The sequence below is a fragment of the Mycobacterium stomatepiae genome, assembly GCF_010731715.1.
GTDB lineage: Bacteria > Actinomycetota > Actinomycetes > Mycobacteriales > Mycobacteriaceae > Mycobacterium > Mycobacterium stomatepiae.
The window spans coordinates 1,571,616-1,586,198 of the sequence record NZ_AP022587.1; the positions used below are offsets into that span (position 1 = coordinate 1,571,616).

Here is a 14,583-nt window from a genome sequence, read left to right on the forward strand (position 1 = left end):
TGCCTTTCGATCGGTTGACAGTGTTCTTTCAAGACATCGCCGACCAGACTTCCCGGCACACCGTGAGGGAGTCTAGCGGATCAGATCTGCCGGAGCGTCATTGACCAGAGCACTCCACCCCGTTGTGTTGCCGCGCAGGAGTGCGCTTTTCGAGCCTGCGTTGATGGCGCCGAGCCTGCGCTCACGGGCGTGTGTAATCGTGTCACTGGCACTCTGAGCGCAGTCTCGCTGGGCGTTTGGACCGCCGGCGTACTAAACCTTTCGGGTCAGCAGCGCCACGCATTCGGTGTGATGAGTCAGCGGGAAGGCGTCAAAAACCTTGATCTTCTCGACGGCATAGTCATGACCGAGGTACAGACCGATATCGCGCGCGAAAGCCGCTGCCTCACAACCGATGTGCACGATCCGAGGAACACCGGCCACGGCCAGCAGACCGATCACGTCACGCCCGGCACCCGACCGCGGCGGATCCAGCACCGCGACGTCGGCGCCGGCTTTTTGCGTCGCCACCGCACGGCGCACCGAATCGCAGACGATATCCACCTGCGGCAGGTCAGCCAGTGCGGCCCGCGGGGCGCGCGTCGATGCGCGGGAGGTGTCGACGGTCAGGACCCGTCCGGACTCCCCCACCGGTTCGCCGAGGGCGGCCGCGAAAACTCCCACGCCGCCGTAGAGATCCCACACCCTCATGCCGGTGCCGGGTTGTGCCCATTCGGCGACCAGGCCGCTGTAGACCCGCGCCGCATCCCGGTGCGCCTGCCAGAACGCGGTCACCGGCACCTCCCAGCTGCGCGGCGCGACGCGCTGGATTGCCTCGTAATTGCCCTGCACCACATTGGTCGTCGTGCGCCCGCCCCGGCGCAGGGTGCGCACCACATGCCGGCGTCCGTCGTCGTCGAGGGCGATGTGCAGCTGTGCGGCAGGCGACAGGTCGGCCGCCGAACAGGCCTGGGCGACCCCGTCGAGCATGCCCGGCGGCAACTGCGCGCACCGCAGGTCGGTCACCAGCTCGTCACTGTGATAGCGGTGAAACCCGGGGCGGGCGTCGGCGCCCACCGCGAGGCGCACCCGGGTGCGCCAGCCGGTGGCGCCGGAGTCCGAAAGCGGTTCCGCCTCACCCCTCCAGTGATGCCCGCCGAGGCGCTCCAGCTGATTGGCCACGACTTGGGCCTTGAGCGTGCGAACCGCCTCCGGGGCGGCGAATGCCAGATCGCAGCACCCGGCGCCGTCGACCCCCGCGATCAGGCACAGCGACTCGGTCCGATCCGCCGACGCCTCGAGGACTTCGACAACCTCTGCGTGCCAATAAGATCCGCGGTCCGCGGTGACGCGCACCCGTACCCGTTCGCCGGGTAGCGCGTAGCGCACGAACACCACCCGGCCTTCGTGATGCGCCACGCAGCTACCGCCGTTGGCGGGGGCGCCAGCGACCAGCGTCAGCTCCCCGGCTGACAGTGATGCCTCAGCACTCACTGCGTTGTCCTTTAGTCGAAGATTCCGCGGCGGGTGTCACCGGGAGCCGCATGCGGCTGCAGGGTCTTGAGCCGCTCCGACGAACTCAGTTGCCAGGGAACCGAAGTCACCATTACGTTGGGCATGAACAGCAGCCGGCCCTTGAGCCGAAGTGCGCTCTGATTGTGCAGCACCTGCTCCCACCAATGGCCGACGACGTACTCCGGGATGAATACCGTCACCACCGTGCGCGGCGAGTCCTTGCTGACCCGCTTGACGTAATCGAGTACCGGGCGGGTGATGTCTCGATAGGGCGAGGCGATCACCTTCAATGGCACGCTGATCTCGCTCTCCTCCCAATCATGCACCAGCGCACGGGTTTCCACGTCGTCCACGCTGACCGTCACGGCCTCGAGCACATCGGGGCGGGTCGCGCGCGCATAGGCCAGCGCGCGCAGGGTCGGCAGATGCAGCTTGGACACCAGCACCAAGGCGTGGTTGCGGCTGGGCAGCACCACGTCGTGCTGGGCGGCGGCCTGCTCCTCCAATTCCCGGGAGACGGTGGCGTAGTGCTTGCGGATCATCTTCATGATTACGAACAGCGCGCCCATCGCGACGATCGCGATCCACGCCCCGGCAAAGAATTTGGTGACCAACACCACCAGCAGCACCGCGCCGGTGGACAGCAGACCGACGGTGTTGATCACGCGCGAGCGCTTCATCTTGCCCCGCGCCCTCGGGTCGGTCTCGGTGCGCAGCAGGCGAGTCCAGTGCCGAACCATGCCGATTTGGCTCAGGGTGAACGATATGAATACGCCGACGATGTAGAGCTGGATCAGTGCGGTCACCTCACCGCGGAACGCGATGACGAACGCGAGAGCCGCCGCCGACAGGAAGACGATCCCGTTGGAGAACGCCAGACGGTCTCCGCGGGTGTGCAACTGGCGCGGCAGATAGCTGTGCTGCGCCAGCACCGAGCCCAGCACCGGGAACCCGTTGAACGCGGTGTTGGCCGCCAGCACCAAGATCAGCGCGGTCACCGTGGCGATCAGCAGAAACCCGATGTGGAAGCTGCCGAACACCGTCTCCGCCAGCTGCGTCACCAGTGTCTTCTGGTAGTAGTTCGCCGGCGCACCACCGAGCTGAGTGGCCGGGTCGTCGACCAGCTGCACGTGGATCTGCTGGGCCAACACGATGATGCCCATCAACAGCGTCACCGCGATGGCGCCCAGCATCAGCAGCGTCGTTGCGGCGTTGCGCGACTTGGGTTTCTGAAACGCCGGCACGCCATTGCTGATCGCCTCGACACCGGTCAGCGCCGCGCAACCCGACGAGAACGAGCGGGCGAGCAGAAACGCGAACGCGAAACCGACAATCTGGCCGTGCTCGGCATGCATCTGGAAACCGGCGGACTCGGCCCGCAACGGATTGCCCAGCACGAAAATCCGGATCAGCCCCCACCCGATCATCACGACGATCCCGACGATGAATGCATACGTCGGGATCGCGAAGGCCACCCCGGACTCTCGGATCCCACGCAGGTTCAGCGCCATCACCAACACGATGGCGATCACGCAGAACCACACCTTGTTCTGTGCCACGACGGGGACCGCGGAACCGATGTTCGCCATCGCCGACGAGGTCGAAACAGCAACGGTAAGAACGTAATCCACCATCAACGCACTGGCCACAACCAGGCCGGCGGTCTCGCCCAGGTTCGTGGTGACCACCTCGTAGTCGCCGCCGCCGGACGGGTAGGCATGCACGTTCTGCCGGTAGCTGGCCACCACGACCAACATCACCGCGGCCACGGCGAGCCCGATCCACGGCGTCAGCGCATAGGCGGCCGCCCCGGCCACCGAGAGCATCAAAAAAACTTCCTCGGGCGCATACGCCACCGAGGACAGAGCGTCGGAGGCGAACACCGGCAAGGCGATGCGTTTGGGCAGCAGAGTGTGGCTCAGCCGGTCGCTGCGTTGCGGTCGCCCGATGAGCAACCGGCGCGCTGCGGTTGAAAGTTTGGACACGAGAGCCAAGAGTAAGCGCAACAGGCCAAGCCGGTAGCGTTCAGTGGGCGAGAATGTTCCGGACGGAAATCGGCTGGCCACGCAGTTCGCCGATGGAACGACACATACTCCGAAGCAGCCGAGAGGACCTGACGTGCGGGTGGTTGTAATGGGCTGCGGCCGGGTGGGCTCGTCGTTGGCCGACGGACTGTCCCGGATCGGCCACGACGTCGCGGTGATCGACCGCGACAGCTCCGCGTTCAACCGGCTGAGCCCCGAGTTCGCCGGCGACCGGGTGCTGGGCCAGGGGTTCGACCGGGATGTGCTGCTGCGGGCCCGCATCGAGGACGCCGACGCCTTCGCCGCAGTGTCGTCCGGGGACAACTCCAACATCATCTCGGCCCGGTTGGCGCGCGAGACGTTCGGCGTCAACCGGGTGGTTGCCCGCATCTACGACGCCAAGCGCGCCGAGGTCTACGAACGCCTCGGCATCCCGACGATTGCCACCGTGCCGTGGACCACCGATCGGCTGCTCAACGCGCTGACCCGGGAGAGCGAGACCGCCAAGTGGCGTGACCCCACCGGTACGGTCGCCGTCGCCGAGGTCGTCCTGCACGACGACTGGGTGGGCCGACGCGCCACCGAGCTGGAGCAGGCCACCGGCGCCCGCGTGGCCTTTCTGATCCGGTTCGGCACCGGCATCCTGCCCGAACCGAAGACCGTCATCCAGGCCGGCGACCAGGTCTACATCGCCGCGATCTCCGGCCGCGCAGCCGAGGCGGTGGCCATTGCCGCCCTGCCGCCCAGTGAGGACATCGATTCGGGGGCCGGGCATTGAGCCCGAGCCGCCCGACCGCGACTAAGGAGCACCGCTCATGAAGGTAGCCGTCGCCGGGGCCGGTGCGGTCGGCCGCTCGGTCGCTCGCGAGCTGATCGAGAACAACCACGACATCACCCTGATCGAACGCAACCCCGACCACGTCGACGTCGACGCGATCCCGGCCGCGCACTGGCGTCTGGGCGACGCCTGCGAACTGAGCCTGCTGGAATCGGTACACCTCGAGGATTTCGACGTGGTGGTCGCCGCGACCGGCGACGACAAAGCCAACGTGGTGCTGTCCCTGCTGGCCAAGACCGAGTTCGCCGTGCCCCGGGTGGTGGCCCGGGTCAACGACCCCCGCAACGAATGGCTGTTCACCGACGCCTGGGGCGTCGACGTGGCCGTGTCCACGCCGCGGATGCTGGCGTCGCTGATCGAAGAGGCCGTCGCCGTCGGCGATTTGGTGCGCCTGATGGAATTCCGCCGGGGTCAGGCCAACCTGGTCGAGATCACGCTGCCCGACGACACGCCCTGGGGCGGCAAGCCGGTACGCCGGCTCGAACTGCCCCGCGATGCCTCGCTGGTGACCATCCTGCGCGGGCCGCGCGTGATCGTGCCGGAGGACGACGAGCCACTGGAGGGCGGCGACGAGTTGCTGTTCGTCGCGACCACCGAGGTCGAAGAGGATCTGCGCAAGCTGCTGCTGCCGGCGGTCGCGCCGCCGGCCAGCTAGTCGGTGACGGTGTCGGCGTCGATCGCCGGTTCGAACGCCTCGCCGGCGCCCGCGATGGCGCGCTGCGCCGCCTTGATCGCAGCGTAGGTCACCAGCGCGGCCAGCGCGGTCAACGGCCAGCCCATCCCGATGCGCGCCGCGGCCAGCCAGCCGGTCTGATTGGCGTCGTAGAGCAGACGCTGCACCACGAACCGCGCCGCGAAGACCAGTACCCAGCACAGGGTGGCGATGTCGAACGCGTAGACGGCCCGGGACACGTTGCGCCAACCGCGGTCACGCCCGGTGGCCCAGCTCCAGGCGTAGCCGACCAGCGCCCGTCGGATCACGACCGACACCGCGAAGACCACGGCCCACAACAGCGACACCCAGATGCCGAGCAGGAAGTAACCCTTGGAAGCTCCGACGATGTAGGCGATCAGCGCGCAGACGGCCACCCCGATGAACCCGGAGAACGCCGGCTGGGTCGAGTCGCGGCGAATCAGCCGCCACACCAAGACCAGCGCGGCCACCCCGAGCGCGGCCCCGATCGCGGCCGGCAGACCCGTCAGGCTGGACGCCGCCACGAAGACGACGACGGGCAGCGACGAGTAGACGAGACCGCTCATCCCGCCTAGCTGGCTCAGCAGGCGTTCTGGGTTGATGCGATTGGACGTGTTACGGGGCAGAGTCAACGCTGAATTTCGTAGTGCGGGTTGTAGATGGCCTTTGTTCCGTTCTCCAGCTTGCCCATCCGGCCGCGCACCCGCAAAGTGCGTCCCGAGTCGATGCCGGGGATCCGGCGCTGGCCCAGCCAGACCAGGGTCACGGTGTCGCTGCCGTCGAACAGTTCGGCCTTCACGCCCCCCGCGCAGCCCTTGCCGTTACATTCCACGCTGCGCAGCGTGCCCACCATCGTGACCTCTTGGCCACGTTCGCAATCGATTGCGCGCTGTGCGCCGGTGCTGGCGACCTCGTCGGACAACTCCTCGGAATCGAGCTGCTCCGGGTCCTCCGTCAGCCGACGGGTAAGGCGGCGCAAATAACCCTGAGCCCCCATGGCCACTCCTGACAATTCCGAAAAGCTGCGGTGCTTTCACCTATGCCAACGCACACCGTAGACCTGTTGGTTCCCCGGCGCCAACCGAATGAAACTGTGATTGTGGAACGCGTGTCGCGCCGGGCAGTATCGGGGCGTGGGTGTGGATCTGCGCGGTATCACGACCGTGCTGTTGCCCGGAACGGGATCCGACGACGTCTACGTCAAACGGGCGTTTTCCGGGCCCATGCGTACCGCCGGCGCGCGGCTGATCACCCCCGCGCCGCGGCCCGATGGTTTGGTCGACGGCTACCTGTCCGCCTTGGACGACGCCGCGCGCGAAGGCCCGATCGCGGTCGGCGGAATATCGATCGGCGCGGCGGTGGCGGCGGCGTGGGCACTCGCGCATCCAGGCCAAACGGTGGCCGTGCTGGCCGCCCTGCCCGCCTGGGCGGGGCCGCCGGGGTCGGCGCCGGCGGCGCTCGCGGCGCGGTATTCCGCGTCGGCGCTGCGCGCCGACGGCCTGGCCGCAACGACCGCACAAATGCGCGCCTCCAGCCCGGCCTGGCTGGCCGACGAGCTGAGCCGGTCGTGGTGTGCCCAGTGGCCGCTGCTGCCCGACGCGATGGACGAAGCGGCCGCCTATGTCGCGCCGAGCTGTGACGAACTCAACACGCTCGCCGTTCCCCTCGGCGTTGCCGCGGCGGTCGACGATCCGATCCATCCGCTGCAGGCCGGCGTCGACTGGGTGGCCGCCGCGCCACGCGCGGCGCTGCGGACGGTGACGCTCGATCAGATCGGCGCCGACAGCGCCGCGCTCGGGGCGGCCTGCCTGGACGCCCTGGCCGACGCGTAGTCGCCTGCCGGCTAGCCGCCGGTCGTGGTGCGCAGTTGCTGCATCGCCGAGCCGTCCACGCTGCGGCGCGCGGCCGGCTCGTTGGGCGGCTGTTCCCCCGCGGCCTGCTCGGCGGTCTGCGCCTCGGCCTGCTGCACGGCGGCCTGACGCAACTGCTCGGCCATCGGCTCGGGGAGGTTCACGGCCAGCGGCGTGCGCACCGGCAGCGGGGTATCGCCGCGGCGAACCACGGTGTCCGCCAACGCCGCACGCGCCTCATGCTCGAGTGCCTCGATGGTTTCGTGCGGGCCGTTGACCACGCAACGGATCATCCAGCGGTAGCCGTCGACCCCGATGAACCGCACCACTCCCGACGCGGTGCCAACCACCTCGCGGCCCCACGGACCGTCCTTGATGCTGACTTCGGCCGAGTCCTTGCGCAGCGACTCGGCGAGCTCGCTGGCCACCTCACGCCACAGGCCGGCCGTCTTGGGTGCGGCGTAGGCGGCGATCGTGAACCGGCCGTTGGGCGTGACGACCCACACCGCGCTCGGGACGCCGGTCTCGGTCAGCTCGACCTGGAGCTGGCCGGCCTCCGGCATCGGGATGAGCACCGAGCCCAGATCGAGCCGGGCCAGCTCCGCGACCGAGGGGTCGTCGAAGTCGTCGATGTCGAACGGGCCCTCCAGCTCGTCCTCGAACTCGTCGTCGACGGGGTCGGCAGCGGCCACGACCGGCTCGCCGCTGTCGTCCTTGCCTGATTTACCGAATGCAGCCATCAGCGCCGTTCTCCCCCGCAAGCGGGTGGTACCCCCACCTCATCGCGGACCTCCTTGTGCATCGTCACCGGCGCTCACAAACTCGCATGTCCGCCGGAGGAACCGTGACCACCATCGCCACGGGATGTTTCGGCCAGGCCCGCCTCGTCGAACGAGGCGACCTCGACCAGCTCGACCAACTCAACCCGTTGCACCAGCAGCTGGGCGATGCGATCGCCGCGATGCACCACGATCGGCTCGGCCGGGTCGAGGTTGATCAGCGAGATCTTGACCTCGCCGCGATAGCCCGCGTCGATCGTACCCGGACTGTTGACGATCGAAAGTCCAACCCGCGCAGCCAATCCCGAGCGGGGATGCACCAAGCCGACCATCCCGAACGGGATGGCAACCGCCACGCCGGTGCGGACCAGGGCGCGCTGACCGGGGTTCAGCGTGACGTCTTCTGCGCTGAATAGGTCAACCCCCGCGTCGCCCTCGTGCGCGCGGCTAGGCAGTGGGAGCTCGGGGTCGAGACGAACAACTTTCACTTCAAGGCCAGACTGGCCGACACGGGGCCACAGACTACCCTTGACCGAGTGTCAAGTACGCGCGTCGCGCCGCACAGCGTGCGATATCGCGAGCGATTGTGGGTCCCATGGTGGTGGTGGCCACCGGCCTTCGCGCTGGCGACGTTGATTGCTGTCGAGGTCAACCTGGGAGTCGAGGCACTCCCCGACTGGCTGCCGTTCGTCGTGCTGTTCATCGTGGCCATCGGCGCGCTGCTGTGGCTGGGCCGCATCGAGATCCGAGTCACCGCCGGCGCGGACGGTGTGGTGCAGCTCTGGGCGGCCGAAGCCCACCTGCCGGTCACCGTGATCGCCCGATCCGCGGAGATCGCGCCGACGGCGAAGTCGGCGGCACTGGGACGCCAGCTCGACCCCGCGGCGTATGTGCTCCATCGCGCATGGGTAGGGCCGATGATTTTGCTGGTCCTCGATGACCCAGACGACCCGACGCCGTACTGGATGGTGAGCTGCCGTCGCCCCGAGCGGGTGCTGTCGGCATTGCGCAGCTGACTTACGCCGCGCAGTCGGTGCAGATCATCACGCCGTTCTTCTCGCTGGCGAGCCGGCTGCGGTGTTGAACCAAAAAGCAGCTCGAGCAAGTGAACTCGTCAGCTTGCTTCGGAATGACCCGAACCGATAGCTCCTCGCCAGACAGGTCGGCGCCAGGCAGTTCAAAGTTCTCGGCGGACTCGGATTCGTCCACGTCGACGACAGCCGATGCCGCCTCGTTCCGTCGAGCCTTCAGCTCCTCCAGCGAGTCCTCCGAAACGTCATCCGTTTCGGTACGCCGTGGAGCGTCATAGTCGGTAGGCATCGTCCAATCCCCTCACATGCCTGCGTTACCTCAAGCAACGCTTTGTACCAGCGTCGAACGCATCCACCAAACGATTCGTGCCCGGAACCCGGTGTATTCGGCTGTGATTTACCTCACACACCCGAATTGACCCTCATATTTGGCTTTAAACAGTGGATTTAGTGTGCGGCTAGAGTGCAGCTGTGGTCGCACAAATCACCGAGGGTACAGCCTTCGACAAGCACGGTCGGCCGTTTCGGCGACGCAATCCCCGACCGGCGATTGTCGTGCTGGTCTTCCTGGTGTTGGTGACGGGCGTCGCATGGACGGTGGCGCTGACGCGACCCGCGAAAGTTCGCGAAGCCGAGGTGTGCAACCCGCCCCCGCAGCCGACGAGCGGGTCGGCGCCGGCGCAACTCGGCGAGCAAATGTCACGCACTGCAATGGCCGACGTGTCGCCCGCCAAACTCAGCGACACCAAGGTTCGCGTTCTCAACGCCAGCGGCCGCGGCGGCCAGGCCGCCGACGTCGCCGGAGCGATGAAGGATCTGGGCTTCGCGCAGCCGACCGCGGCCAACGACCCGATCTACGCCGGCGCCCGGCTGAACTGCCAGAGCCAGATCCGCTTCGGGACGGCCGGACAGGCCACCGCCGCCGCGGTGTGGCTGGTCGCCCCGTGCAGCGAGCTGTTCAACGACAACCGCGCCGACGACTCCGTCGACCTCGCGATCGGCACGGAATTCACCGCGCTGGCCCACAACGACGACATCGACTCGGTACTCGCCAGCCTGCGTCCCGGTGCCACCGGAGCGTCAGATCCCCAGCTGCTGTCGAAGATTCACGCCAGCAGCTGCTGACTCAGTCGGCGATCGGCGCCAGCCCGCCGAATTGCTCGAGTGCCGCCAACAGTGCGTCGGCAATTCCGGGCGCGGCCGCCACCACCAGTCCGGCCTCCGATCCGGGCGAGCCGACGGCTGGCCCCAGCACCCGCGCGCCGGCCTCGGCGGCGATCAACTCGCCGGCCGCGCGATCCCACACCTGCAGCCCGTGCTCGTAGTAGGCGTCCAGCCGCCCGGCCGCGACCATGCACAGGTCCAGCGCCGCGGAACCGATCCGCCGCACGTCTCGCACCAACGGCAGCAGCCGCGCCAGCAGCGCCGCCTGGGTGGTGCGGCGTGGAATCGAATACCCAAATCCGGTGCCCAACAACGCCATCGACAATTCGCCGACGTCGGCGCACCGCAACGGCTGCGTGCCGTGCGCATCGACGACGTGCGCGCCGAGACCCTGTGCCGCCGAATAGACCCGGCCCCCGACGACATCGGCGACCGCGCCGGCGACCGACACGCCGTCGACCTGTACCCCGACCGACACCGCGTAGGCCGGGATCCCGTAAACGAAATTCACTGTGCCGTCGATCGGATCGAGCACCCAGGTGATCGCATCGTCGGAGACCGCTTCGCGCTCGTCCGGTCCACCGCCCTCTTCGCCGAGAATTGGGTCACCGGGCCGTAATTCGGCCAATCGATCGCGCAGTAGCCGTTCGGTCTCGGTGTCGACCACCGTCACCGGATCGGTCGGCGTGCTCTTTGACCGCACCGCGTCGCTGTCGGTCCCGCCCGCCCGGGCGCCGAACACCTCGGCGCGGCGAGACCTGACGAACTCGGCGGCTTCGGCGGCCAGCGTTTCGGCTACGGAGCGCAGCCCTGCGAGCTCGGCGTCGGATCGCGTCACCGGTCCATCGCAACACAGTCGGCCGGCGCGGCGCAGACCGGCGACACCCAACCGGATTGCCCGACCGCAATCGCATCGTCGCCAGCTAAGGTGTGACACAGCCCAGATCTCGCCAAGGAGATGTCGATGACCAGCACCGACTCGGCCACGGACACACCCGCTTCCGGGGCAGCTGCCGGCACGCCGCAGCGCCGCGGCTTCGGCATCGACGTCGGGGGCAGCGGAATCAAAGGCGGAATCGTCGACCTGGACACCGGTCTGCTGATCGACGACCGGGTCAAACTACTGACCCCGCAACCCGCCACGCCGTCGGCCGTCGCCAAGACCATCGCCAAGGTCGTCGACGAATTCGGGTGGACCGGTCCACTCGGCGTGACCTATCCCGGTGTGGTCACCCATGGCATCGTCCAGACCGCCGCCAACGTGGACAAAGCCTGGATCGGGACCAACGCGCGCGACGTGATCCGCGGCAACCTGAACGGTCAGCAGGTGACGGTGCTCAACGACGCCGACGCGGCCGGACTCGCCGAGGAACGTTACGGGGCGGGCAAAGGGCACGAGGGCCTGGTCGTGCTGCTGACGTTCGGAACCGGCATCGGCTCCGCCTTGATCCACAACGGGAAGCTGATCCCCAACACCGAGTTCGGCCATCTCGAAGTCGGCGGCAAAGAGGCAGAGAAACGAGCGGCGTCGTCGATCAAAGACAAGAACAAATGGAGCTACCCACGGTGGACCAAAGAGGTGACCCGGGTGCTGATCGCGATCGAGAACGCGATCTGGCCCGACTTGATCATCGCCGGCGGTGGCATCAGCCGAAAGGCCGATCAATGGGTGCCGCTGCTCAAAAACCGCACCCCGGTGGTGCCGGCAGCATTGCTCAATACCGCCGGAATTGTCGGGGCAGCGATGGCGTCGACCGCCGACGTAACGCACTGAATTTTCCCCGCTAGGGCGGTACGAGCGCACACTGTCGTTACAATGGTCCACGGCGAACCGCCCGACAGAAAGCGTGCGAGCCTCCACGCTCATACCAACGCCGACATTCGACATAGCAGACACTTTCGGTTAACCATGCCCAAACCCACCGAAAGTGAGTCCAACCGAAGGGGTGTAAGTGGCAGCGACCAAGACCAGCGCGGCAACCGATGAACCGGTGAAGCGCACCGCCACGAAGACCCCAGCCAAGCGGCCGGCGGCCAACGGCACCGCGCCGGCCAAACGCGCGACCAAGACCGCATCGCCGGCCGCCAAGCCCGCCGACGACGACGCCGAGAAGAAAACCCGCACCCCCGCCAAGGCCGCCGCGGGCAAGGCGCCGGCGGGCCGGGGCACCAAGGTCGCGCCCAAAGACGGCGACGACGAGAACCCGGACGGCGTCGACGAGACCGCAGCCGAGGACCTCGACGGCGAGCCCGATCTCGAGGGCGAAGACCTCGACATCGAAGCCGACCTCGTGCTCGACGACCTCGAAGACGAGGTCGTCGCCGACGACACCGAAGAGGGCGACGCCGAAGCCGCCGACGGGGACGACGACGACGCCGAAGAGGGCGCGACCGACGCGAAGCCGGCGGCGGCCAAGAAGCCGGCCGACGAGGACGAGGATATCGCCGAGCCATCCGAAAAGGACAAAGCCTCCGGCGATTTCGTCTGGGACGAAGACGAATCCGAGGCGCTGCGACAGGCCCGCAAGGACGCCGAGCTCACCGCGTCCGCGGACTCGGTTCGTGCGTACCTCAAGCAGATCGGCAAGGTGGCACTGCTCAACGCCGAGGAAGAGGTCGAGCTCGCCAAGCGGATCGAGGCCGGTCTGTACGCCACCCAGCTGATGGCCGAACTGGTCGGGCGCGGCGACAAGCTGCCCGCCGCCCAGCGCCGCGACATGATGTGGATCTGCCGCGACGGCGACCGCGCCAAAAACCATCTGCTGGAGGCCAACCTGCGACTGGTGGTCTCGCTGGCCAAGCGCTACACGGGCCGCGGCATGGCGTTCCTGGACCTCATCCAGGAAGGCAACCTGGGCCTGATCCGCGCGGTCGAGAAGTTCGACTACACCAAGGGATACAAGTTCTCCACGTACGCGACGTGGTGGATTCGCCAGGCGATCACCCGCGCGATGGCCGACCAGGCCCGCACCATCCGCATCCCGGTGCACATGGTCGAGGTGATCAACAAGCTGGGCCGCATTCAGCGCGAGCTGCTACAGGATCTGGGCCGCGAGCCCACGCCCGAAGAGCTGGCCAAGGAAATGGACATCACGCCGGAGAAGGTGCTGGAGATCCAGCAGTACGCGCGTGAGCCCATCTCGCTGGACCAGACCATCGGCGACGAGGGCGACAGCCAGCTCGGTGACTTCATCGAGGACAGCGAAGCGGTCGTGGCCGTCGACGCGGTGTCGTTCACATTGCTGCAAGACCAGCTGCAGTCGGTGCTCGAGACGCTCTCGGAGCGCGAAGCCGGCGTAGTACGGCTGCGCTTCGGTCTCACCGACGGCCAGCCTCGCACCCTCGACGAGATCGGCCAGGTCTACGGCGTGACCCGTGAGCGCATCCGTCAGATCGAGTCGAAGACGATGAGCAAGCTGCGCCATCCCAGCCGCTCTCAGGTGCTGCGCGACTACCTGGACTAGGGCACCCCAGACTGCTTGCCGTACAAGGCAACTCGTCTCGAACGCGCCGCAATGCGACGGAATCCGCTTGGGCACGCGGAAATTGAGCTGCGCCGGCCGTCGGCGTCGCCGTAATGTGACGCCCATGTCCACCACCCGCACGCTCGTCTCGTCAGGATCCGACTTCGAATCCATGGTCGGCTATTCGCGCGCGGTGCGAGTAGGCCCGCATGTGGCGGTGGCCGGTACTACCGGCACCGGACCCGAGGATGACATCGCCGCGCAAGCCCGGGACGCCTTGCGCCGCATCGAGATTGCCCTGGCCGAGGCGGGGGCATCGCTGAACGACGTGGTCCGCACCCGCATTTACGTCACCGACATTTCCCGATGGCGCGAGGTCGCGCGGGTGCATGCCCGGGTCTTCGGAGAGATACGTCCGGCGGCGACCATGGTCGAAGTCTCGGCGCTCATCGCTCCCGAGCTGCTGGTGGAGATCGAAGCCGACGCCTACGTGTCGTGAGAAGGGTCCCCCGCACCCTCTTGAGGACCCGCGAGAGGCGGAAAGGTTCCCGAGGGCCCCGGCGAATACGGCGTGACCCGTTTCACAGCAGCGACCGGCAGCGGTCCGTACAGATGCGGAAACAGCATCGCCTCCGGATCCGTCGGCACACCCGGCTCCCACCGCACGGGCGAGTCCAGCAAAGCCGGGTCGATGTACAGCAGCACCAAATCCCGACGGCCGCGGAAGAGTCGGTTGGCCGGCAGATGCACCTGTTCGGGCGCCGACAGATGGATGAAGGCGGCGCCCGCGGCGGCGTCGGGACGGATTTCACCGCGATGCGCAGCGTCGGACCACTCGTCGGTTCCGCACAGGTGTACTAGCAGGTCGGCAGCGTTTGTCACAGCCGTTAACTCTAGAAAACCCTACGAAACCAAACGTTTACAGCCCGTGAGAAACGACACACCCGATAACGATCGGGGAACAACGCCAAAACGCCGAACGTCTGAGAAAGTGGATCAAAGAGAACGGAGAAGCCAATGAATGCAACTCTGACAACACGCGAGCTGACTCGAGCTGACCGCTGCGACCGCTGCGGTGCCGCCGCTCGCGTACGCGCCAAGCTGCCTTCTGGAGCCGAACTTCTCTTCTGCCAACATCACGCGAACGAGCACGAGGCAAAGCTCGTTGAGCTCGCCGCCGTGCTGGAGGTCAGCGGAAGCTAGGTCCACCGAAACTCGCCCGTACACAATGTGAGGTGTGGGCGG

The 14,583-nt window shown here is 67.3% G+C and carries 18 protein-coding genes; 9 read left to right on the top strand and 9 right to left on the bottom strand.

What is annotated here, in order from left to right:
* Positions 1-252 precede the first annotated feature (252 nt).
* Together G6N54_RS07470 and G6N54_RS07475 are read right to left on the bottom strand one after the other, a co-directional pair.
* Positions 253-1,455 carry a class I SAM-dependent RNA methyltransferase gene (locus G6N54_RS07470; protein ID WP_163794577.1) on the bottom strand — a complete coding sequence of 401 codons (1,203 nt, stop codon included), beginning with the start codon at positions 1,453-1,455 and terminating at the stop codon, positions 253-255.
* A 29-nt stretch (positions 1,456-1,484) separates the two neighbouring features.
* Complete coding sequence (locus G6N54_RS07475) at positions 1,485-3,479, bottom strand: APC family permease (RefSeq protein WP_163789372.1); 1,995 nt, start codon at positions 3,477-3,479, stop codon at positions 1,485-1,487.
* A gap of 133 nt (positions 3,480-3,612) precedes the next feature.
* Here G6N54_RS07475 and G6N54_RS07480 point away from each other — a divergent pair, with 133 nt between their 5' ends.
* A complete protein-coding gene (locus G6N54_RS07480; RefSeq protein ID WP_163789374.1) occupies positions 3,613-4,296 on the top strand; it encodes a potassium channel family protein in 684 nt (227 codons plus the stop codon).
* A gap of 37 nt (positions 4,297-4,333) precedes the next feature.
* Positions 4,334-5,011: a potassium channel family protein gene (locus G6N54_RS07485; RefSeq protein WP_163789376.1), complete on the top strand. Its 678-nt coding sequence runs from the start codon at positions 4,334-4,336 to the stop codon at positions 5,009-5,011.
* Here the strand turns inward: G6N54_RS07485 and G6N54_RS07490 are convergent.
* Complete coding sequence (locus G6N54_RS07490) at positions 5,008-5,616, bottom strand: DUF3159 domain-containing protein (RefSeq protein WP_163789378.1); 609 nt, start codon at positions 5,614-5,616, stop codon at positions 5,008-5,010. The two genes, G6N54_RS07485 and G6N54_RS07490, sit on opposite strands and share 4 nt — an antisense overlap.
* A 62-nt stretch (positions 5,617-5,678) precedes the next feature.
* A complete protein-coding gene (locus G6N54_RS07495; RefSeq protein ID WP_163789380.1) occupies positions 5,679-6,047 on the bottom strand; it encodes an OB-fold nucleic acid binding domain-containing protein in 369 nt (122 codons plus the stop codon).
* A gap of 136 nt (positions 6,048-6,183) precedes the next feature.
* Between G6N54_RS07495 and G6N54_RS07500 the strand changes: the two genes are divergently transcribed.
* Complete coding sequence (locus tag G6N54_RS07500; RefSeq protein ID WP_163789382.1) at positions 6,184-6,882, top strand: alpha/beta hydrolase; 699 nt, start codon at positions 6,184-6,186, stop codon at positions 6,880-6,882.
* Positions 6,883-6,893: 11 nt separating this feature from the next.
* On the opposite strand, the gene G6N54_RS07505 is transcribed toward G6N54_RS07500, so the two are convergent.
* Together G6N54_RS07505 and dut are read right to left on the bottom strand one after the other, a co-directional pair.
* Positions 6,894-7,640 carry a DUF3710 domain-containing protein gene (locus G6N54_RS07505; RefSeq protein WP_163789384.1) on the bottom strand — a complete coding sequence of 249 codons (747 nt, stop codon included), beginning with the start codon at positions 7,638-7,640 and terminating at the stop codon, positions 6,894-6,896.
* Positions 7,641-7,714: 74 nt separating this feature from the next.
* On the bottom strand, positions 7,715-8,167 hold the full coding sequence (dut, locus tag G6N54_RS07510) for a dUTP diphosphatase (RefSeq protein ID WP_163789386.1): 453 nt from the start codon (positions 8,165-8,167) through the stop codon (positions 7,715-7,717).
* Positions 8,168-8,215: 48 nt separating this feature from the next.
* Here dut and G6N54_RS07515 point away from each other — a divergent pair, with 48 nt between their 5' ends.
* On the top strand, positions 8,216-8,695 hold the full coding sequence (locus tag G6N54_RS07515) for a DUF3093 domain-containing protein (RefSeq protein ID WP_163789388.1): 480 nt from the start codon (positions 8,216-8,218) through the stop codon (positions 8,693-8,695).
* A 1-nt stretch (position 8,696) separates the two neighbouring features.
* Here G6N54_RS07515 and G6N54_RS07520 read toward each other — a convergent pair whose 3' ends face one another.
* Positions 8,697-8,999 carry a DUF4193 domain-containing protein gene (locus G6N54_RS07520; RefSeq protein ID WP_036468275.1) on the bottom strand — a complete coding sequence of 101 codons (303 nt, stop codon included), beginning with the start codon at positions 8,997-8,999 and terminating at the stop codon, positions 8,697-8,699.
* Between the two features lie 182 nt (positions 9,000-9,181).
* Here G6N54_RS07520 and cei point away from each other — a divergent pair, with 182 nt between their 5' ends.
* Positions 9,182-9,835: an envelope integrity protein Cei gene (gene cei, locus G6N54_RS07525; protein WP_163789390.1), complete on the top strand. Its 654-nt coding sequence runs from the start codon at positions 9,182-9,184 to the stop codon at positions 9,833-9,835.
* A 1-nt stretch (position 9,836) separates the two neighbouring features.
* Here the strand turns inward: cei and G6N54_RS07530 are convergent, their stop codons facing one another.
* Positions 9,837-10,712: an inositol monophosphatase family protein gene (locus G6N54_RS07530; protein ID WP_163789392.1), complete on the bottom strand. Its 876-nt coding sequence runs from the start codon at positions 10,710-10,712 to the stop codon at positions 9,837-9,839.
* A gap of 126 nt (positions 10,713-10,838) precedes the next feature.
* Here G6N54_RS07530 and ppgK point away from each other — a divergent pair, with 126 nt between their 5' ends.
* From ppgK to G6N54_RS07545, 3 genes are all read left to right on the top strand, one after another.
* A complete protein-coding gene (gene ppgK, locus G6N54_RS07535) occupies positions 10,839-11,648 on the top strand; it encodes a polyphosphate--glucose phosphotransferase (protein WP_163789394.1) in 810 nt (269 codons plus the stop codon).
* A gap of 178 nt (positions 11,649-11,826) precedes the next feature.
* A complete protein-coding gene (locus G6N54_RS07540; protein WP_163789396.1) occupies positions 11,827-13,338 on the top strand; it encodes an RNA polymerase sigma factor in 1,512 nt (503 codons plus the stop codon).
* 124 nt (positions 13,339-13,462) lie between these two features.
* The gene (locus G6N54_RS07545) at positions 13,463-13,837 is read left to right on the top strand and encodes a RidA family protein (protein ID WP_163789398.1); all 375 of its coding nucleotides are present in this window, start codon (positions 13,463-13,465) and stop codon (positions 13,835-13,837) included.
* Here the strand turns inward: G6N54_RS07545 and G6N54_RS07550 are convergent.
* A complete protein-coding gene (locus G6N54_RS07550; RefSeq protein ID WP_163789399.1) occupies positions 13,825-14,220 on the bottom strand; it encodes a DUF952 domain-containing protein in 396 nt (131 codons plus the stop codon). The genes G6N54_RS07545 and G6N54_RS07550 overlap by 13 nt on opposite strands.
* 135 nt (positions 14,221-14,355) lie before the next feature.
* Between G6N54_RS07550 and G6N54_RS07555 the strand changes: the two genes are divergently transcribed.
* Positions 14,356-14,541 carry a DUF7455 domain-containing protein gene (locus G6N54_RS07555; RefSeq protein WP_163789401.1) on the top strand — a complete coding sequence of 62 codons (186 nt, stop codon included), beginning with the start codon at positions 14,356-14,358 and terminating at the stop codon, positions 14,539-14,541.
* Positions 14,542-14,583: the final 42 nt, after the last annotated feature.

Excerpts from the sequence above, each read along its gene's own strand:
- G6N54_RS07520 (WP_036468275.1), bottom strand. The coding sequence starts at position 8,999 with ATGCCTACCGACTATGACGCTCCACGGCGTACCGAAACGGATGACGTT.
- G6N54_RS07490 (WP_163789378.1), bottom strand. The coding sequence starts at position 5,616 with ATGAGCGGTCTCGTCTACTCGTCGCTGCCCGTCGTCGTCTTCGTGGCG.
- ppgK (WP_163789394.1), top strand. The coding sequence starts at position 10,839 with ATGACCAGCACCGACTCGGCCACGGACACACCCGCTTCCGGGGCAGCT.
- G6N54_RS07505 (WP_163789384.1), bottom strand. The coding sequence starts at position 7,640 with ATGGCTGCATTCGGTAAATCAGGCAAGGACGACAGCGGCGAGCCGGTC.
- G6N54_RS07555 (WP_163789401.1), top strand. The coding sequence starts at position 14,356 with ATGAATGCAACTCTGACAACACGCGAGCTGACTCGAGCTGACCGCTGC.
- G6N54_RS07545 (WP_163789398.1), top strand. The coding sequence starts at position 13,463 with ATGTCCACCACCCGCACGCTCGTCTCGTCAGGATCCGACTTCGAATCC.
- G6N54_RS07485 (WP_163789376.1), top strand. The coding sequence starts at position 4,334 with ATGAAGGTAGCCGTCGCCGGGGCCGGTGCGGTCGGCCGCTCGGTCGCT.
- G6N54_RS07495 (WP_163789380.1), bottom strand. The coding sequence starts at position 6,047 with ATGGGGGCTCAGGGTTATTTGCGCCGCCTTACCCGTCGGCTGACGGAG.